This is a genomic window from Haloferax marisrubri, assembly GCF_001469875.2.
Classification (GTDB): Archaea; Halobacteriota; Halobacteria; order Halobacteriales; family Haloferacaceae; genus Haloferax; species Haloferax marisrubri.
The window spans coordinates 643,328-662,061 of sequence record NZ_LOPW02000010.1; the positions used below are offsets into that span (position 1 = coordinate 643,328).

Sequence of the window (18,734 nt, forward strand, 5' to 3'; positions counted from 1 at the left end):
GTGACTCGGTTACTCCGTCAACGGCGGATACGCGACCTCCCAGAGATGCCCGTCCGGGTCCGAAAAGTAGCCCGAATAGCCGCCCCAGAACGCGTCCTGTGTGGGTTTGACTATCTCGCCGCCCGCCGCGTGCACCGCGTCGAGAACCGCGTCCACTTCTGACTGTTCGGCGACGTTGTGCGCAATCGTGACGCCCGCGAAGCCGCTTCCGTCCGCGGGGACGGTCGCGTCCTCGGCGAGCGACTCGCGCGGGTAGAGCGCGAGCCACGTCCCTTCGAGGGTGAAAAACGCGATGTCGCTGTCCGGGTCGCGGTCGCGGAGTGGTAAGCCGAGGCCGTCGCGGTAGAACCGAATCGACTCGTCGAGGTCCGAAACGCCGAGCGTCACCACCGTGATTCGCGGGTCCATCCGAGAGACGCGTCGCCGACGGTGATAAATCGAGACGGCCGGCCTCTCGACTGGGCGATTACCGAGGGGAAAATCCGAATCGGCTATTCGGCGGTCACTTCTCGTTGAACTGCGGCCGGGAGTTGAACGGCGCGAACGTCCCCGCGGGGTTGTTCACGTGAATCCACGCGTGGAGGCCCCAGTGCCCCGCCGCGAAGCCCCACATGCCGTCGTCGCTGTCGCCGTGGAACAGGTCCGGGAACGGGCCGGTGTACTCCGACCCCTCGTCGAACAGATACTCGACCGCGCCGAGGACGAGCGTTTCCTTGCCGTTGCCCTCGTTTTTCCCGTAGACGAGCGCGGCGGGCTTCGTGATATCGACCTCGTCGTCGTAGTTCTCGATGATGTACTCGTGGTTCACGTAGTGGTAGCCCATGTCCGGCACGAACGGACTGCCGAGGACGTAGCCGTCCGCGATGGCCTTCCGCACGTCCGCGTACTTCGAGGTGGCCGCCCGGACCGACGCGAGTTCGCGCTGGAGCGCCCCGCGGTGCGCCGCCGCGGGCCCGGTGAACGCCCCGACCGAGAGCGCGCCGACGCCGAGTGCCTTCAGATACGTCCGTCGCCCGACCCCAGGGGTGCGTGATGTGCTCATGCGACTGATGTGCTCATGCGACACTCGATACGCGTCGGTGGAACGTAGCTATGAACTTGGACACGGCGCGTCTCATAAACTGAGAGTCGGGTTAAGAGCGTTCTTTTCCCGCCGACCACTCGAATCACGGAAGCTTCTGTCGGTCGCGTAGAGCACCGTTAGGCGGCCGTTAACGGCGTCAAAACCGCCGCCGCGGGCGCTCACTCCTCGCGCGAGCGGTGTTCGTCCAGCGCCTCGTCGATGCTCAGTTCGCCGCCGGCGACGCGGCGCGCGAGGCCCTCGTCGATGGTGCGGTTGTCGTCGGACGCCTCGCGCGAGCGCGCTTTGATGCGCGTGAGTTCGCCCTCGGTCGGCTCTATCTCGCGGGACTCGATTCGCTCGCCGTCCAGACGGGCGATGTTCACCGCGGCGAGCACGTCGCCCATGCCGCGCGCGCCGCTTCCGAGGTACGGCGTCGTCCCGGTCTCGTCGACGAGTTCGACCGCGATGCCGTCGAGTTCGTTGATGAGTTTCGCGCCCTGCAGGCGCGCGCCGTCGCCGATGCGGACCACGGGGTCGACCGCGTCTTCCGTCTCGCGTCGGATGACTTCGACGGCGTCCGCAAGCGGGACGTGGAACGCGGCGACGACCGTCTCGCCCGAAAGGACGGCGATGCCGGGTCTGGTCCCGGGGTCGACCCCGACGACGGTCCGCCCGTCGCCGTCGCGGAGGCTCGCGAGCGCCTCGTCGACGGCGCGGCGCACGTCGTCGCCGGTCGCGGTCACGCGGGTCACGTTCCCGTCGGAGCCCGTGCCGTCGAGGTCGTCGTCGGGACCGGTGAGGAGGACCCGCGCCCGCTCGGGCAAGGGGTCGCCCGGCTCGACGGTCGTAAACGTGACACCTCGGCTCCGGAGTTCGGACACGGCCTCGTGGTAGAGGTCGAAATCGGCGGTGGCGACGACTATCACGGGGGTCCCTTGGCGACGGCGACGAATAAAGCGTCGTGCGCGAGTCGCCGCGGTGGCCGCCGCCCGCGACGACCGGGGTGGACCGGGGTCTTTTTCGGCCGGTGGCACCCACCACCTGACGTGACAGAGTCAGTCTCCACCGGGTGCGACGCGCTCGACGACCTCCTCGACGGCGGGTTCGAACGCGGCACCGTCACGCAGGTGTACGGCCCCTCCGCGGCCGGCAAGACGAACGTCGCGCTCTCGGCGGCGGTCCGGGTCGCCGCGGCGGGCGGCACCGTCGTCTACATCGACACCGAGGGCCTGTCGGTCGACCGCTTCCAACAACTCGCGGAGGCGGTCGCCCCCGAGGACGTGGAGTCTGTGACCTCGCGGCTGATGATAAGCGAGGCGTACGACTTCGAAGACCAAGAACAGGCCGTCCGCGACGCCGAGGAGTTCGCCGCCAGCGCCGACCTCATCGTCCTCGACTCCGCGACCGGCTTCTACCGGCTCGAACGGACCGCCGAGGGCGACGGCGGCGAGGCGCTCCGACGGGTCGCCCGGCAGGTCACGCACCTGCTGTCGCTCGCGCGCAAACACGACCTCGCGGTCGTCCTAACGAATCAGGTGTACTCCGACCCCGACACCGACCGGACGCGCGCGCTCGGCGGCCACACCCTCGAACACTGGACCGGCACCGTCGTCCGCCTCGACCGCTTCCGCGGCGGCAACCGCCGGGCGACGCTCGAAAAGCACCGCGCGAAACCCGCCGGGGAGACGGCGACGTTCAAGATAACGGACCGCGGGCTCTCCGCGACTGACGTATAAAAAAAGGTCGACGCGGCCGGGCGGACGCCCCGGCCGAATCCCGCTCCTGTGTTCTGTTCGCGTTTCTTCTCGGGCGCGGTCGGCGACGTTACAGCTCGTTCAACTTGCGGAGGAGCTGGCCGCGGTAGCGCTCGTCGGCCTCGAAGCCCTTGACTTCGAGCACGTTGCGTTCGAGTTTGTCGAGCGCGACGTGGAACGCGTGTTCAGCGCCGTAGCCCTCGCCGCTGCCGGCCAGTTGGCCGTGGCTCGTGCGGAGCCGAATCTGGCACTGGATGAGCGGCGTCCCGCGGAGCTTCTCCTTGTGCTCGTGGAAGCGGACGTGGGCGTGGAGCACGCTCATCCGCTGGTACTTGTCCGCGACCTCGGTGATGGCCGAGTTGATGTCGGCGCGGCTCAGCGTCTCGAGGAGGCCGATGTTCGTGACCTGCACGTCCATCTGCTCTTCTTCGGTGTAGGTGAGCGCGCGGAGCACGTCGGTCTTGGTCACCACGCCGAGGACCTCGCCGTCGTCGTCGGCGGGCGTGACGACCAGCCCGGCGATGTCGTGTTCCAGCATGCGCGCGACCGCGTCGCGGACGCTCTCTTCGGGCGTCGCCGTGCGCGCGGGGCTGGTCATGAGGTCGTAGACCGGGAGGTCGAGCATCCGGTCGGTGTCGCCGCGGCGGTCCTGCTTGCCCTGTCGGCCCTCGTCGCGCACCATGAACTCGACGAGGTCGTAGGTGGTCAGGATGCCCGCGAGGCGACCGTCCGGGTTGACGACCGGCAGCCGCGAGACGCCGTGTTCGCGGAGGCGGTTGATGGCCTGCCCGAGGTGGTCCCGTTCGCCGATGGTGACCACGTCGTCGGTGTAAATCTGCTCGACGGTCAGCGCGTCGAGGTGGTCGAGGACGGCCTCGAGGATGGCGTCCTGCGTGATGATGCCGTACTGTTTTTCGCCCTCGTAGACCGGCGCGACCTTCGTGTCGCCCTCGACGAGCATGCGCGCGACCTCCCGCACGTTCTCGTGACGGTCTATCTTGGGGACGGCCTTCGTCAGCGCGGCCGCTTTGGTGCTGTCTTCGACGTGCGAGTTGATGAGCTGCTTCTCACCGATGACGCCCGCGTACTCGCCGTCGTCCTGGACGATGATGCCCTTAGGGTTTTCCCGCTCGAAGATAGAGCGGACCTTGCCTAATCGCTCGTCAACGTCGACCTCGATGAAATCAGGAGTGGCGATATCAGCAATATCCATAATACATCCTTACATACAACGCCTCGTCTCTTGAAGGTTCGTCCCGTTTCCATCCGCTAGGAAGGACCGAAATCGCAAGGCCACGCCGGGGCTGAAGGGACGAATTCCGCCGGCAGACGGCCTGTGAGCATTGTTAACACTATTATTTTGCTGAACGTCCCCATTTTTCGCCGACACGTCGGCCGTGACGGTGGCGCGCGCGGCGCTGTACTATCATTCAATTGTCAGCCTCCGTCGGGCGAATCCGAGGCGTAACTCGGTTCGTACCCCCACCGAGAGCGGACCAGATAAGTCCCTGAATTCGGCGGTAGTTCGGGCCTAACCTGCCGAATTCGCACATCTAGTCGCTCCATACTTACAGCCGTTCCTACCGTTCAGTATTTCCAGAGAATGGCGTCTCCTGACAAGAACTCCCAGACTGACCGCCTCGATGGCGAAGAATCGTTCCGAGCAGACGGTGCCGGCACCGCCGAACTGGTCCCCACGACCGGTCCGGAGGCGATGGCCGCCCGCGCGAGTGAACTACCGGTCTCCGCGTCGGACCGAATCGAATACGGCCCCGTCGAAGACCCCGTCTCCGGCGAGGCGATAGACGAGGACCGCCCGGAAACGCTCCGGGAGGCCGTCCTCCGCGAAGTGAAGACGTTCTTCGCCGAAATCGACGACGAGACGGCGTTCGCGCCGACGCCCTCCGAGGCGTTCATCGAAGACAAGTTCTTCGACTTCTCGTACCTCGAGGGCGTCGAGGCCGTCGAACACTACTGGGTGAACAAGCCCTTCGCGTTCGTCTCCATCCTGTACGACCACGAGAAGCGCGAACACCAGTACCACGTGAGCGAACCGCGCCTCGACGACTTCGAGGACTTCGTGCGCGACGACCTGACGAAGATTCTGCGCAACAGCCTGCTGTACCGCGACCTCGACGCCGACGGCGACCGAGAGGACGTGTTCGACGACGAGGCCCGCGAGATAATCTCCGAACACGCCGCGACGGTCGAAGACGGGTCGCTCTGGAAGTTGTTTTACTTCCTGCTCCGCGACTTCATCCACTTCGGCCGCATCGACCCCGTGATGCGCGACCCTGGCATCGAAGACATCTCCTGTGACGGCGACGACGTGCCCGTCTACGTCTTCCACAGCGTCTACCGGGACGTGCCGACGAACGTGGTCTTCGACGACGGCGACCTCTCGTCGTTCACCATCCGCCTCGCGCAACGCGCGGGCAAGCAAGTGACCGTCTCCGACCCGCTCGTGGACGCGAGCCTCCCGGACGGCTCCCGCGTTCAGTTGACTCTCGGCTCCGACGTCGCCACCCGCGGGTCCAACTTCACCATCCGGAAGTTCTCGGACGTGCCGCTGTCGCCGGTCGATCTCGTGCGCTGGAACACCTTCAGCGTCGAGCAGATGGCGTACTTCTGGCTCGCCATCGAGAACAACCGGTCGCTCATCTTCGCGGGCGGCACGGGCTCCGGGAAGACAACCTCGATGAACGCGGTGTCCTTCTTCGTCCCCGGCCACGCGAAGGTCGTCTCCATCGAGGACACGCGCGAAATCACGCTCCCGCACGACAACTGGATTCAGTCCGTCACCCGCGACACGTTCACGGCCGACGGCCGCGGCGAGGTGTCGATGTACGCGCTCCTGCAGGCCGCGCTCCGACAGCGCCCCGAGTACCTGCTGGTCGGTGAGATTCGCACGGAAGAGCGCGTCGCCCTGACGTTCTTCCACTCCATCGCCACGGGCCACACCGCGTACACGACGTTCCACGCCGACTCCTCGGAGGGCGTGGTCCACCGCATGCGCAACGAGCCCCTCGGCGTGCCGGCCCAGATGCTCTCAGACCTCGACATCATCTCGGTCCAAAAGCAGATTCACCTCGACGGCGACCGGACCCGCCGGAACATCGCCGTCACCGAAATCGCCGGCGTCGACGACGACGGCGAGGTCGAACTCCGCGACGTGTTCAAGCGCAACCCCGAGAACGACGCCCACGAGCGCGTCGGCGACTCGGTCGTCCTCGACGAAATCGCCGCCGAGCGCGGCTGGACGGCCGCCGACCTGCAGTACGAACTCGACGTTCGCGCCGACGTGCTCCGGTACATCGCCGCCTCGGGCGTCGACGACTACCTGACCGTGTCGGCGATGATTCGCCGCTTCGAGCGCGACCGCGAAGGCCTCCTCGCGCACGTCTACGCCGAGACCTCGCTGGTCTCCGTCGACGACGAGGCCGACGAGGACGAGGCCGCGGCCGACGACTTCGACGACGACGAAATCGAGGTCTCGCCCGAGACCGAGCAACTCCTCGCCGACCTGTTCGACATCGAGTTGGACGACGACGCGGATGCCGACGCGGGCGACGACGCGGATGCCGACGCGGATGCCGACGCGGATACTGACACGGCAGACGACGAGCGCGACGAATCCGATGACGGCGCTGACTGGGAAGTCGTCGGCGACGACGCTGACGCGGTCGCTGACGACGTTGGCGACGCGGAAGACGACGCTGTCGCCGACGCCGATTCCGCCGCCACCGAGTTCGACGATATCGCGGAGGCTGGCCCCGCGCCGGCCGATGACGCCTCGGACGCGGACGAAGCCGTGAGCGACGACGACGACCGGGAGGCCGACGATGTCCGCTGACTCGTCGAACTCGGTCCCCCTGCCCGACTACGAGGTCGAGCAGTACTTCCCGCGCGAACACTTCGACGAGTCGCCCGAGGAGGTCAAGCGGCTCCGCCAGCGCTACGGCTACGTCCGAACGTACTTCAAGCGCAACCCGGCGGGCCACCGCGACCTCCAGCGCTGGCTGAACCAGACCCGCGTGGGCACGACCTACGACCTGTACCTCACGCAGTCGCTCAAACTGGCGTTCGTCACCGCGGTGTTCGGCTCGCTCGTTGGACTCGCGCTCACGTTCGTCCTCGCCCGCATTGGCGTGCTGGCGAACGCGTCGAGCCCCGTGAGCTTCGGCATCGCGGCGCAGTACGTCGTCCCGCTGCTCCCCTACAAGGTGCCCATCCTCGGCGCGGCCCTCGTCGCCCTCGTCGGCGGACTGGCGGCCGCCGGGACCTACTACGCCCGGTACTACCTCCCCAAGAGCCGTGCCGAGATGCGCGGCCGGAGCATCGACATCCTGCTCCCGCACGCCATCGTCTACATGTACGCGCTCAGCCACGGCGGGATGAGCTTCCTCGAGGTCATCCGCTCCGTCGCGGACGCGCCCGACTACGGCGAGGTGTCCCGCGAGTTCGAGATGATCGCCCGCGACATGGACCTGTTCGGCAACGACCTGTTCACGGCGCTCCGCAACTCCCGGAACCTGACGCCCTCGATTAACTTCGAGCAGTTCCTCGACGACCTCCTTTCGGTCCTCGACTCCGGCGGCGACGTGACCGCCTTCCTCGACCGCGAGTCCGCGACGTACCTCGAAGAGGCCCGCGACGAACAGGAGGACTTCATCGAGACGCTGTCGATGCTCTCGGAGGTGTTCGTCGCCGCGTTCGTCGCCGCGCCGCTCTTGCTCATCGTCACCCTGATGGTCATCAGTTTCCTCGGCGGCGACACGCTCGTCCAGCTGTACGCCCTGAACTACCTCATCTTCCCGCTGGGGATGGCGTTGTTCCTGCTCCTCGTGGACGTGCTCTCCTCGCCGTACACGCAGGACACGGTCCGGACGAAACACGACGTGACCGTCCTCGAAGAGATTCGGACGGTCGTGTTCAACTTCCTCGGCGCGGTGCGCCGCGAAGTCCAGCGCGCCCGCGAGGCCCGCTGGGGCGGTGACGGCATCGCCTCCGACGGCGGCTTCGTCGACGAGCGACTCGACGACTACCGCCTCGAAAACGCGGTGTACGAGCTTCGGACGCTCATCGGCGACCCGCTCGACATCATGCGCCGCCAGCCGTACCTCTCGGCGGTCATCACGGTGCCGCTCGCGCTCCTGTCGGTCGTCGGCGTCTTCGTGCTCGGCCTCGCGACGCCGACCCTCGACGCCATGCTCGCGAACCCCTACAACACGACGGTCTGGTTCGTCGTCCTCCCGTTCGCCATCGTTGCGGTCCCCCTGACGGTCTTCCACGAGCTTCGGACCCGCCGCGAGCGCACCCTCGAACGGCGCTTCCCCGACACGCTGAACCTGCTGTCGAGCGCCAACCAGATGGGTATCTCGCTGGTCGAGTCGCTCGCGCTCGTCTCCCGCTGGTCGAACGGCGCGCTCGCGGACGAACTCCGCGCGCTCCGCAACGACATCCGCTGGAACCACGACGCCCACTCGGCGCTCATGGCGTTCGCCACCCGGCTCAACGTCCCGCAGCTCTCGCGGGTCATCCGGCTCATCGCCAGCGGCGGCCGCACCAGCGGCGACCTCTCGCGCGTCCTCAGCGTCGCCGCGGAGGACACCCGCAACCGGTACAAGCTCGAAAAGTCGCGCCGTCGCGCGATGGGCTCGTACATCGCCATCGTCGTCATCGGGTACTTCGTCTACCTGTTCGTCATCCTGATGCTCGGCGCGAGCTACCTCGGCCCCCTCGCCGAGATGACCGGACCGTCCACGTCCGCGTCGATGGACGGACAGTCGCTCCCCATCGGCATCTCGTCGGTGCCGCTGGCGAACTTCCACGTGGTGTTCTTCCACTCCGCGCTGATTCAGGCGGTCGGAAGCGGACTCCTCGCCGGAAAACTGGCCGACAACAGCGCCCTCAGCGGACTGAAGTACGCCCTCGGGCTGTCCGCGCTGGCGCTCGTCGCCTTCGCATTGGTGTAAGGCCATGACTCACAACACTCCCAACAACACCCAACACACGCACTCGCCCCTCAGGCACGTACTGCGCGGGTTCGTCGCGGGCGAAGCCCGCCGCGGCTCGCACCTCCGCGGTGACCGCCGCGGGGCCTCGGCCATCCTCGGCACGATGCTCGCGTTCGCGCTCGTCGTCTCGCTCGTCGCGATGGTGCAGGTTTCGGCGGTCCCCGCGTGGAACCAACAGACCGAATTCGAACACCTCACGGCCGCCGAGACCGACTTCGCCGCGTTCGACGAGAGCGTCGCGAAGGCCGTCGACGGCCGCGGCACGCGCTCGACCCTCGACGCCGGCGTCGACTACCCGACCCGCGCGCTGTTCGTCTCGCCCGCCGCCGGCTCCGGCAGCCTCCGGACGACCGACCCCGCGACGGCCCGCATCTCCGGCGCTGTCGCGACCGGCGAGACCGGCACCTACTGGGACGGCTCCGAACACGCGTTCGACACCCAGCAGTTCGTCTACCGACCCGACTACCGGTACCTCCAGAGCGAACCCTCGCTCGTCCACGAGGGAACCGCGCAGTACACCGCCTACGGCGGCGGCGAGGTCGGCGCGACCCAGTCGCTCGTGGACGGGACCAAAGTGTCTCTCGTCTTCCTCGAAGGCGACATCGACACCGCGACGGGCGAGGCGGCCACCTTCAGCGTCGTCCCCCTGAGCGCCGGCACCGACTACATCACCGTCACCGACGCGGGCACGCCCATCACCATCTCGGTCCCCACTCGGCTCTCCGAAGACACGTGGCGCGCCCTGTTGGCCGACGAACCCAACGTCCGCTCCATCTCGTACGCGACCGGAGCCGACTACAACACGCTGACTGTCGAACTCGCGCCCGGCAAGACGTACGACCTGCGGCTCTCTCGGGTCGGCATCGACACCCCCGGCGCGCTCCAAGAGCCTGCCTACATCATCGACGTGGAGGGCGACAACGCCGTCGTCCCGCCCGGTGCGACTCACCGGGTCGCCGTCGAGGTCCGCGACGCGCAGAACAACCCCGTTCCCAACGCGGTCGTCAAGGCCAGCCCCGGCCTGACCGCCGAGAGCGGGCGTATCGTCGCGCGCGACACCGGCACCATCTCGACCGTCACCGACGCCGACGGCCGCGCGACGTTCATCTACACCGCGACGAGCAGCGTCGACGGCGTCGTCTCCGACGAGTTCGACGTGGTCGTCGAGGACTCCGCGGGCGCGAACGTCGACCGCGTGACCTTCGACGTGCAGCTCCGCGAGGGCGGCGTCACCGACCCGCTCCGCGGGCTCGTGGCCGCCATCGGTGACCCCGGATTCGTCTACGCCGACGTGGACGGCAACGGCGAGTTCGACGGCGCGGACTACCGCGTCAACAACACCGGCACGGGCGGCGACATCGTCTACGACGCCGGTCCCGACCGGCTCGTCGTCCCGCCGAGCACCAGGACCATCGTCACCGACGACGACATCACCCTCGCGGGCGAGGGCGTCTCGCTCCACGTGGACGTCGTCGCCACCGGCTCGAACAGCCGAATCGACATCGACGCCGGAAGCGGCTCTGTGGCCGCGGTCGGCGTGAGCGTCACCTCGGTGTCCGGGAAGGACATCGACGTGACCGCGGGCGACGAAATCGACCTCTCCGGCGCGTCGGTCACGCAGGGAAGCAACGCCGACCTCACCATCGAGGCGGGCGGCGACATCGACCTCGACAACAGCGGGTTGACGGTCACGCAGGACCGCAACAGCCTCGCTGTCACCTCGACGAACGGCTTCGTCAGCGCCCGGAGCGCCGACATCAGCGGCAAGGGCGACGTCCGCATCGACGGCGCGGACGGCGTCGACCTCGCCGGAGCCGGCCTCTCGGGCGTCAAGGACAACACCGACCTCGAAATCGTCTCCGCACGCGGCGGGGCCAACCTCAACGGCGTGGTCATGCTCGGCGACGGCGACATCGTCGTCGACGCCGAGGGCAACGTCTTCGTCGTCGGCGCGAACATCGCCTCGGCGAAGACGGACGTGACGATAACCTCCGACAGCGGCATGGTCAGCGGCCGCGAGGCCGCCATCTCCGCGGAGGACGACGTGGTCATCACCGCGGCGACCCGCATCTACCTCCCCAACTCCGCCATCGAGGACAAGGACTCGCCCGAACTGAACGCGCCCGAAGTGGAGGTCTGAGCCGTGTCTCGCCTCTCTCTCGACTCCCGCGGCGTGTCCGAAATCCTCGGGGTCATCTTCGCGTTCGGCCTCGTGGTCTCGGTCATCGCCATGGTTCAACTCGCGGGCACGCCCGTCTGGACCGCCGGCGACGAGGCCGACCACAGCGCCAGCGTCTCGACCGACCTCGCGTCGCTCGACTCGCAGGTGTTCCGCGCCTCCGGCGTCGACGCCGGCAGTCGCGTCGCGGTCGACTCGGACGTGTCGTACCCCGAGCGGTACCTCGTGGTCTCGCCGCCCGACAGTATCGGGACGTTCCGGGTCGACGGCGCGGACGCCGTGACCGTCACGGGCGTCTCCGCGGTCGGTCCCGAAGCGGTGTTCTGGGACGGCTCGACCCACACCTACGCGACCGGCGCTATCGTCTACGAGGCCGACTACGCCGAGCGCGACGAGGCCCGGATGATACTCGAAAGCGGCGTCTCGTACCTCGAAACCGACGGGGACCCCGTCGTCCACCGTCAGTCGCTCGTCCGCGGCACGACCGTCACGCTCGTCTTCTTCGAAGGCGACCTCGACGGCCACACGACCGCCGGCGACACCGTGGCGCTCGCGCCCGTCTCCGTCCGTGCCGAGTCGCTCCCGGTGTACAACGCCACCGACCCGGTTCGTATCTCGGTGCCGACCTACCTCTCGGAGGACGCGTGGGTCGATCTCATGGCGGAGGAACCCCACGCGCGGGTCGTCTCCTACGCCGCCAGCGGCGACCACGCGGTCGTCACTATCGAACTCGACGCGGGCGTCCGCTACGACTTCCGCGTCGCCCGCCTCGGCGTCGGCGAAGCGATCGACCCCGACCCCGCCGCCTACGCGGTCGCGGTCGCGGGCGAGGACGCCGCGGTCCCCTCGGGCGGCCGCGAGACGCTCGTGGTCCGGGCGTTCGACCGGTACGGCGCGCCCGCGGCGGGCGCGACGCTGTCCGTCGCATCACCGACTCCGCTGGGAGGCACCGTCGCCCCCACCCACGGCGCGACCGCCGTCACCGACGAGTCGGGCCGCGCGAGCTTCACGTACACCGCGCCCGACGGCGTGACCGAAATCGAACACGACACCGTCACGGTCACCCTCGACGGGGCGTCCGGCCCCGGCGCGACGGTCGCCATCCCGCTGGAAGTCCGCGGGCTGGGCGAGACCTACGAGGTCAGAAACGTGGCCACGCCGACGCCGACTCCGACGCCCACGCCGACGCCAACGCCAACCCCGACAGCCACCCCAACCCCGACGCCGACTCCAACGCCGGAGCCCGAAGATGACTTCACCATCGACGACGGCGAGGTCGTCCCCGCCGACGACTTCACGGGCGAGTTCGAACTGCTCGGCAGCGCCATCAAGAGCGGGCGGTACGACGTGCCCGTCTCCGTGACGTTCGTCGTCGACGGCGTGTCGCACAGCCCGTTCGACTGGGACAACGTGAACGACCACCGCTCCCACTCGTTCAGCGTGGCGGGCGACGCCGGTGACGCGCTCTCCATCGTCGCCGCCGCCGACGGCTACGTCACGGCCGACTCGTCGGTCGACCACCGACAGGTCGCAGTCCTCCGCGACGGCGACCCAGTCCCGGAGATAAAAGGCTACAACGGACAGGACGACGCCGCCGAGTTCGTCGCCCCCTACATCAGCGACGACGGGCAGACGATGGAACTCGCCAACAACCAGGCCATCTTCCTGTTCGAACTCGGGACGACGAACACCCGAAGCGGCGCCTTCGACATGCAGGACGTGGTCATCCTCGTGACCCTCTGGGAGGACGAGGAGGGAGGTGACTGAGGAGGCAGACGCCCGCTCATCCGCCGCGCTCGTCAGGAGCGCCGACCCATTCTTCGGTCTTTTTTCCCGTCGCAACCGTACGACCGCCGTAGCGTTAACATCCGCGTCGCCGTAGACTCGCACATGTCGTTCGACCCGGACCGCGTCTCGACGGTCACGTTCGACTCGTACAGCACCCTCGTGGACGTCGACGCCGCCGAGAAGGCGCTCGCCGAGCGCGTCGACGACCCCGAACCCGTCTCGAAGCTCTGGCGGTCGCGGTCGCTCGAATACACGTTCGTCGGCAACCACATCGACGAGTACGAGCCCTTCTACGAGGTCAACCGCGCGGCACTCCAGTACGCGTTGGACGCCCACGACGTGTCGGTCTCCGCGAGCGAACGCGACGAGATTCTCTCGGTGTACCACGAACTCGACGTGTTCGACGACGTGCGCGACGCGGTCGGCCGCCTCCGCGACGCCGGCTACGACTGCTACGTCGTCTCCAACGGGAACCCGGAGATGCTCGATTCGATGGTCGACCACGCCGACATCCGCGACCTCCTCGACGGCGTCGTCAGCGCCGACGAGGTCGAGGTGTTCAAGCCCGACGCGGAGATTTACCGCCACGCGGCCGCCCGCACCGGGACGCCCATCGACGAAATCGCCCACGCGACCGCCGGCTGGTTCGACGTGATGGGGGCGCAACACGCCGGGATGCAGGGCGTCTGGGTCGACCGGAAGGACTCGCCGTGGGAACCGTTCGGGCCGGAACCCGACCGCACCGTCCCGGACCTCACGACGCTCGTGGACAGGCTCGTCGGCGACGGCCCACGCGCGGCGGACTGACCCTCGCGGCTCCGGTCAGTTCACAGACGCCCTGTGCTATTTGCTCACAATACTATTATCGCTGGCCGTTCATCTAGCTGGATGGAACGGCGGCGCGTGAAAGGCGGGATTCTGGCCGCTATCGGGTTCGTTCTGTCTCCGCTTTCGTGGTGGAACGACCTCGTGGTCAACCTCCCGCTCGCCTACGCGTTCGGCGTCGCGGTGAGCCTCATCTCCAGAAGTTGGTTTCTTCCGGGCGTCGTCGCGGGCTACTGGCTGACGAACGTCATCGGGTTCGTACTGCTCCACAAGGGCGCTATCGACGCGGTATCGGCCGAGTCACATCCGTACACCGCCCGGCGGTTCGCCAAGGACTTCGCCATCTCTATCGGGTACACGGCGCTCGTGGTCCTGTTGGTCTGGTTCGGTATCCTCACCGTTCCCGACGGCCTGCTCGCGGCGCTCGGTCGGTAACCGCAGCAGGGCTGGTCAGGCCAGCTCTCGCGGTCGAAAATAGGATTCGAGCCGGCTCGGCGGTGGGACCGGGCCGGTCGGCGGTCGTCGTCTCAGTTCTCCGTTCCGTTGTCGATGGGCGTCTCGGTCGGCGGCGGAGTCTCCGTCGGTGGCGGGGTCTCCGTCTCGTTCGTCGGTTCTTCAGTCGTTGGCTCTTCCGTGGTCGGTTCTTCGGTCGTTGGCTCTTCCGTGGTCGGTTCTTCAGTCGTTGGCTCTTCCGTGGTCGGTTCTTCAGTCGTTGGTTCCTCCGTGGTCGGTTCCTCGTTAATCGTCACCTCGGCGTCGTCGGTGACTGGCGACCCGTCCGTGGTGTACGGGCCGTCGTCGGCTCCGTCAGACGAGACGAACTCGAACAGTTCGTTACCGTTCGTGTCGAAGTGCGCCATCGCCGTCAGGGTGGCACTCTCTTCCAGCGGCTCGATGAGGTTGATTCGGATGTTACTGTCGCTCCCCTCGAAGTAGTTCGATACCCCGATGACGTCGCCGCTCTCGTTGTGAATCACGACGAAGCCGCCCTCAGAGAGGGTCGCGCTCGCCACGGTCACCCTGAACCCGTTGGAGTTCTGGTCTTCGAACGCGACGGACGCTGTCGGTTCGTCAGTCGGTTCTTCGGTCGTTGGCTCCTCAGTCGTTGGCTCCTCCGTAGTCGGTTCTTCGGTCGTTGGCTCTTCGGTCGTTGGCTCTTCGGTCGTCGGCTCCTCCGTAGTCGGTTCTTCGGTCGTCGGCTCCTCGCCGACCGTCACTTCGGCGTCGTCGGTGACGGGCGTGCCGTCAATCGTGTATGGACCGTCTTCGGTCCCGTTGGAAGTGAGGAAGTCGAGCGTCTGGTTGTCGTTGGTGTCGAGGTGCGCCTGTGCGGTCAGGGTGGCGCTCTCGTTCAGCGGTTCGAGGAGCGGCACCGTGACGTTCTCCTGGTCACCGGCGTCGAGGTAGTCGGTCGCGCCGATGACAGAGCCGTTCTCGTCGATGACGGCGATGTAGCCGCCCTCGGAGAGGTTGGCGTTCGCGACAGTCACGCTACTCCCGTCGGACTCCTGGTCGTCGAATTGGAGCGTCGCGGTCGGTTCTTCGGTCGTCGGTTCCTCGCTAACCGTCACTTCGGCGTCGTCGGTGACGGGCGTCCCGTTCACCGTGTACGGGCCGTCTTCGGTCCCGTTGGAGGTGAGGAAGTCGAGCGTCTGGTTGTCGTTGGTGTCGAGGTGCGCCTGCGCGGTCAGGGTGGCGCTCTCGTTCAGCGGTTCGAGGAGCGGCACCGTGACGTTCTCCTGCTCGCCGGGTTCGAGGTAGTCGGTCGCACCGAGGACCGACCCGTTCTCGTCGAGGACGGCGATGTAGCCACCCTCAGAGAGGTTCGCGCTCGCGACGGTCACGTTACTGCCGTCGGACTCCTGGTCGTCGAACTGGAGCGTCGCGGTCGGCTCCTCGGGTTCGGGCTCGGGCTGTTCGCCCACGGTGAGCGTCGCCAGTTCGCCGAAGTCGCGCGTCTCGACGCCGTGGATGTACGTCCCGTCTTCGAGGCCCGTCGTGTTGACCTCGAACGCGATGGTCTCGGTCTCGTTCGGGTTCAGCGCCCACCCGGTGCGGACGACCACGTCACCCTCGAGACGGAACTCGACGCACTGAATCATCGGTACGTCGTTCGGGTTGGTGATGTCAGCCGACACCGTCACCGGCTCGCCGGCTTCGACGCCGGCCGGCGCGGAGAGGTTGCTCACGCCGAACGACTCGTAGGTCGCGTTGTTCGGATACGTGCAGTACTCCGCCTGCATCTGCGTCTGTGTCTGTTGCTGTACCTGTGCCTGCCGTGTGTCGACCGCCGGCGCGTTCGGCTGGGCGACCGACTGCACGCCGTCGGACGCCGCCAGTCCAGTCCCCGTCGCCGCCGCCGCGACGAGGGCGACGACGACGAGGACACCGGCGATACGTGTTCGTGTACTCATGTGTCTGCGATGACAATCTACCGACGCCGCCGGCAAAAGCTGACGAGATAGTTTCAATAGTTTCGCGTACGGGCTGTCAACTTACCTGACGGTATAGACGGTTAGTCTGTCTCTGATTTCGATACTGGAGGCTTCTCGACCAGTTTTTCCGCAACAGTTCACGAAACACGATGTTTCACGCGAGACGCTACGCTTTAACTGTCAGAAAAGCGAGTTCGTCGCCGAAGCTAACGGGGTAGTTTCTCGTTTATTCGAACTTCTTGACAGTTTGAGTGACGCGGTCGGCTGAGCGTTTCGAAAGCGGGACGGTGTCGAATCGCTGGCTGTCTCGCAGGGGACTGAGAGTCGCCGTGGTCGACTTCCCACCCCGGTACCGATTCCTCCACGACGTTGAGGAGCACGAACTACTTCCTCGATTGTCGTTACATTCGAGTTCGAATTTGGGGAATCACACTCATAATATCCAAAACTTCTTGTACCCGTACCGTATTTGGACGTGTATGAGCGAATCCAACGAGAATTCGCGGATCGCACCGTACACGGAGTACTCGCGCACCCGTTCTCGGTGCCCTCGATGCGGGACCTCCGTCCCGAAGGAGGCGGTCGCCGGCGCGCTGTGTGCGAGTTGCAAGACGGACGTATCCATCTGATGAGCGCGGCCGCACCCCACAGTTCCGACGAGCTGGCGGACGCGCCGGTGTTCGACCTCGAATGCATCTATGACGACCCGGAGAACCCGACCGAACTGACGGTCTTCTCTCCGAAGTCAGAAGAGTTGACGACGTCGTGGATCACGGTCGACCGCGGGAGCGCCGTGTCGCTCGACGACATCGCGTAGGCGCTCCGCGGGCGGGTTTCCGTTTTTGATGTTTGACTGCTAGTGGCCGGTTTAGTGCCGCGGACGCCTCGCCGTCGCTCGTTGTTTCGAGAACTCAAAAAATGGGTTGGGGCGGATTCGAACTAATCGAGAGACGGTCGCTCCCTTCGGTCGCGCTGCGTCTCTCTGAGTTCGAATCCACGGCTACCACACACTTCGACACACGCTCCTCGCTGTCGCTCGTCGGTGGTGTCGAAGAGAAGTGGGTTGGGGCGGATTCGAACCGCCGGCCTGCTCCGTGTGAAGGAGCCGTCATAACCTGGCTAGACCACCAACCCGGCTACGATTTCGATTTCCCGCGCCGCCAATTAAGACTTACGTTGTGCCCCGATTCGGGGGCACAAACGAGTCTACTCGGGTCGCCGCACGCGACTGCGAACCCGCCCGGCGGCCCGGCGACTCCGCGTCGCCGCCCGGCGCGCGCCGTACTCGACGCGCTCCCGCCGCGTCTGCGGCGCGGTCGCTTCCTCGTCCTCGACTTCGCGCCCGAGCGCCGCCATGAGGCGGCGACGGAGCGGTGCCGTCTCCTCGTCGAGCCCGGCGTACAGGTGCTCGAATCCACGTCGGAAGTAGTACCGTGCGTCGGTGAAGTGTCGGTTCATACCTCCGGATAGTCCCGGCGACGAGAAAACGGTTATGTCACGTGATACCGAGAGTCATATCTCTGAGAAAGAGCGATACACTTTAGTGATTCTTAGGCATACCTAAAACTGGGAACGCAGGCCACGCTTCGTGGTCGGTCCCAGTTAGCGTCTGGCCCCTTCCGGGACGGCGATACCGTGGGCACGATTCGTCCGTCCTGGTCCCATTATCCTCGTGAGCGACCGCGCCGACACCGGCGGGTGCGGCGGACGCTCTAACTCAGTACGTCGGCGACTCCTCGGGCACGCCGTCGCGTCTGTTGACCAGTCGCGCGAAAACGAACAGCGCGTCGGAGAGGCGGTTGAGGTACGCGACGACCTCCTCGTTGACGGGTTCTTCGGCCGCGAGCGAGACGACGCGGCGCTCGGCCCGCCGGGACACCGCCCGGGCGTGGTGGAGTTTCGCCCCCGTCTCGCTCCCGCCGGGGAGGATAAACGACGTGAGCGGGTCGAGTTCCTCGTCGGCCTCGTCAATCCACGCTTCGAGTTCGTCCACGTGGTCGGCGGCTATCTGCGGGTCGCCCTCGTCGGGGTCGGGGTTCGCGAGGTCGGCCTGCACGATATGGAGGTGGTTCTGGACGGCTTCCAGCACGTCGTCCACGTCGTCGTGGCCGGTCGGGCGGACCGTCCCGACGAGGGCGTTCACCTCGTCGACCGTCCCGTAGGCCTCGATGCGGTGGCTCGTCTTCGACACGCGGGTCATGTCCCGCAGGTCGGTCATCCCCTCGTCGCCGCGGCCGGTGTATATCTTCATGCCAGCGTCTGGTCGACGTATTGGAGGATTTTCTCGCTCTCGGCCATCGTCACGCCGCGGTCGTCGTCCACGAGGACGGGGACCCCGCGCTGGCCGCTCACGCGCTTGACCTCGTTTCGGTCCGAGTGCAGCGCGTCGACCCACTGCGTCTCGTAGTCGACGCCCGCCTCGGAGAGCGCGTCGTGGACCTTCTCGCAGTACGGACAGCCGTCGAGCGCGTAGAGTTCGATTCCCATGTCCCGCCGTTGGACGCGCCGACCCAAAGAGATTTGCACGCCGGTGAGTCAGATCGCCGCTCCTCGACCGTCGTGCCGTCGGTGCCCCGTGAGCCGTTACGGCTCGCCACTCGCATGTTTTAGACGCGTCAAAATTCAACCTTAGAGCAACAAATCTATATGGTGGCTTGTATCTATTTCACATAG

Annotated in this window: 16 protein-coding genes and 1 tRNA gene; 8 read left to right on the plus strand and 9 right to left on the minus strand. The window is 66.6% G+C overall.

The genetic code is table 11. The features are described from left to right. Positions 1 to 9 precede the first annotated feature (9 nt). The 3 genes from AUR65_RS10285 to AUR65_RS10295 all read right to left on the minus strand — a co-directional run bounded on the left by AUR65_RS10285 (position 10) and on the right by AUR65_RS10295 (position 1,989). Complete coding sequence (locus tag AUR65_RS10285; protein ID WP_058566809.1) at positions 10 to 408, minus strand: VOC family protein; 399 nt, start codon at positions 406 to 408, stop codon at positions 10 to 12. Between the two features lie 94 nt (positions 409 to 502). Then, the gene (locus tag AUR65_RS10290) at positions 503 to 1,042 is read right to left on the minus strand and encodes a hypothetical protein (RefSeq protein WP_058566810.1); all 540 of its coding nucleotides are present in this window, start codon (positions 1,040 to 1,042) and stop codon (positions 503 to 505) included. A 200-nt stretch (positions 1,043 to 1,242) separates the two neighbouring features. Beyond that, positions 1,243 to 1,989: a hypothetical protein gene (locus tag AUR65_RS10295; protein WP_058566811.1), complete on the minus strand. Its 747-nt coding sequence runs from the start codon at positions 1,987 to 1,989 to the stop codon at positions 1,243 to 1,245. 120 nt (positions 1,990 to 2,109) lie between these two features. On the opposite strand from AUR65_RS10295, the gene radB reads away from it, so the two are divergent. Then, a complete protein-coding gene (gene radB, locus AUR65_RS10300; RefSeq protein WP_058566812.1) occupies positions 2,110 to 2,799 on the plus strand; it encodes a DNA repair and recombination protein RadB in 690 nt (229 codons plus the stop codon). A gap of 88 nt (positions 2,800 to 2,887) precedes the next feature. On the opposite strand, the gene AUR65_RS10305 is transcribed toward radB, so the two are convergent. Further along, complete coding sequence (locus AUR65_RS10305; protein ID WP_058566813.1) at positions 2,888 to 4,030, minus strand: CBS domain-containing protein; 1,143 nt, start codon at positions 4,028 to 4,030, stop codon at positions 2,888 to 2,890. A 390-nt stretch (positions 4,031 to 4,420) separates the two neighbouring features. Between AUR65_RS10305 and AUR65_RS10310 the strand changes: the two genes are divergently transcribed. From AUR65_RS10310 to AUR65_RS10335, 6 genes are all read left to right on the plus strand, one after another. Then, positions 4,421 to 6,670 (plus strand): type II/IV secretion system ATPase subunit, encoded by a 2,250-nt coding sequence (locus tag AUR65_RS10310; RefSeq protein WP_058566814.1) that lies wholly within the window; start codon positions 4,421 to 4,423, stop codon positions 6,668 to 6,670. Continuing rightward, the gene (locus tag AUR65_RS10315; protein ID WP_058566815.1) at positions 6,660 to 8,792 is read left to right on the plus strand and encodes a type II secretion system F family protein; all 2,133 of its coding nucleotides are present in this window, start codon (positions 6,660 to 6,662) and stop codon (positions 8,790 to 8,792) included. Before AUR65_RS10310 ends, AUR65_RS10315 begins: the two co-directional genes overlap by 11 nt. 4 nt (positions 8,793 to 8,796) lie before the next feature. Beyond that, positions 8,797 to 10,974 (plus strand): hypothetical protein, encoded by a 2,178-nt coding sequence (locus AUR65_RS10320; RefSeq protein WP_058566816.1) that lies wholly within the window; start codon positions 8,797 to 8,799, stop codon positions 10,972 to 10,974. Positions 10,975 to 10,977: 3 nt separating this feature from the next. After that, a complete protein-coding gene (locus AUR65_RS10325) occupies positions 10,978 to 12,780 on the plus strand; it encodes a hypothetical protein (RefSeq protein WP_058566817.1) in 1,803 nt (600 codons plus the stop codon). 123 nt (positions 12,781 to 12,903) lie between these two features. Beyond that, on the plus strand, positions 12,904 to 13,608 hold the full coding sequence (locus tag AUR65_RS10330) for a haloacid dehalogenase type II (RefSeq protein ID WP_058566818.1): 705 nt from the start codon (positions 12,904 to 12,906) through the stop codon (positions 13,606 to 13,608). Between the two features lie 81 nt (positions 13,609 to 13,689). After that, positions 13,690 to 14,061, plus strand: coding sequence for a hypothetical protein (locus AUR65_RS10335; RefSeq protein ID WP_058566819.1), 372 nt, complete (start codon positions 13,690 to 13,692; stop codon positions 14,059 to 14,061). 92 nt (positions 14,062 to 14,153) lie between these two features. Here the strand turns inward: AUR65_RS10335 and AUR65_RS20200 are convergent, their stop codons facing one another. Next, positions 14,154 to 16,040, minus strand: coding sequence for a DUF7282 domain-containing protein (locus AUR65_RS20200; RefSeq protein WP_233194353.1), 1,887 nt, complete (start codon positions 16,038 to 16,040; stop codon positions 14,154 to 14,156). Between the two features lie 649 nt (positions 16,041 to 16,689). Between AUR65_RS20200 and AUR65_RS10350 the strand changes: the two genes are divergently transcribed. Next, entirely contained in the window at positions 16,690 to 16,878 is a 189-nt protein-coding gene (locus tag AUR65_RS10350) for a DUF7511 domain-containing protein (RefSeq protein ID WP_058566821.1), read from the plus strand. Positions 16,879 to 17,120: 242 nt separating this feature from the next. Here AUR65_RS10350 and AUR65_RS10355 read toward each other — a convergent pair. From AUR65_RS10355 to AUR65_RS10370, 4 genes are all read right to left on the minus strand, one after another. Further along, positions 17,121 to 17,195: transfer RNA gene (locus tag AUR65_RS10355), tRNA-Val, on the minus strand. Positions 17,196 to 17,267: 72 nt separating this feature from the next. After that, positions 17,268 to 17,519, minus strand: coding sequence for a hypothetical protein (locus tag AUR65_RS10360; RefSeq protein WP_058566822.1), 252 nt, complete (start codon positions 17,517 to 17,519; stop codon positions 17,268 to 17,270). A 259-nt stretch (positions 17,520 to 17,778) separates the two neighbouring features. After that, positions 17,779 to 18,312: a cob(I)yrinic acid a,c-diamide adenosyltransferase gene (locus AUR65_RS10365; protein ID WP_058566823.1), complete on the minus strand. Its 534-nt coding sequence runs from the start codon at positions 18,310 to 18,312 to the stop codon at positions 17,779 to 17,781. After that, positions 18,309 to 18,548: a glutaredoxin family protein gene (locus AUR65_RS10370; RefSeq protein ID WP_058566824.1), complete on the minus strand. Its 240-nt coding sequence runs from the start codon at positions 18,546 to 18,548 to the stop codon at positions 18,309 to 18,311. The genes AUR65_RS10365 and AUR65_RS10370 overlap by 4 nt, the downstream gene beginning before the upstream one ends. Between the last annotated feature and the right edge of the window lie 186 nt (positions 18,549 to 18,734).

Coding starts and splice junctions, on each gene's coding strand:
- AUR65_RS10285 (WP_058566809.1), bottom strand. CDS start 408: ATGGACCCGCGAATCACGGTGGTGACGCTCGGCGTTTCGGACCTCGAC.
- AUR65_RS10290 (WP_058566810.1), bottom strand. CDS start 1,042: ATGAGCACATCACGCACCCCTGGGGTCGGGCGACGGACGTATCTGAAG.
- AUR65_RS10305 (WP_058566813.1), bottom strand. CDS start 4,030: ATGGATATTGCTGATATCGCCACTCCTGATTTCATCGAGGTCGACGTT.
- AUR65_RS10310 (WP_058566814.1), top strand. CDS start 4,421: ATGGCGTCTCCTGACAAGAACTCCCAGACTGACCGCCTCGATGGCGAA.
- AUR65_RS10315 (WP_058566815.1), top strand. CDS start 6,660: ATGTCCGCTGACTCGTCGAACTCGGTCCCCCTGCCCGACTACGAGGTC.
- AUR65_RS10320 (WP_058566816.1), top strand. CDS start 8,797: ATGACTCACAACACTCCCAACAACACCCAACACACGCACTCGCCCCTC.
- AUR65_RS10330 (WP_058566818.1), top strand. CDS start 12,904: ATGTCGTTCGACCCGGACCGCGTCTCGACGGTCACGTTCGACTCGTAC.
- AUR65_RS10335 (WP_058566819.1), top strand. CDS start 13,690: ATGGAACGGCGGCGCGTGAAAGGCGGGATTCTGGCCGCTATCGGGTTC.
- AUR65_RS20200 (WP_233194353.1), bottom strand. CDS start 16,040: ATGAGTACACGAACACGTATCGCCGGTGTCCTCGTCGTCGTCGCCCTC.
- AUR65_RS10350 (WP_058566821.1), top strand. CDS start 16,690: ATGAGCGCGGCCGCACCCCACAGTTCCGACGAGCTGGCGGACGCGCCG.
- AUR65_RS10360 (WP_058566822.1), bottom strand. CDS start 17,519: ATGAACCGACACTTCACCGACGCACGGTACTACTTCCGACGTGGATTC.
- AUR65_RS10365 (WP_058566823.1), bottom strand. CDS start 18,312: ATGAAGATATACACCGGCCGCGGCGACGAGGGGATGACCGACCTGCGG.
- AUR65_RS10370 (WP_058566824.1), bottom strand. CDS start 18,548: ATGGGAATCGAACTCTACGCGCTCGACGGCTGTCCGTACTGCGAGAAG.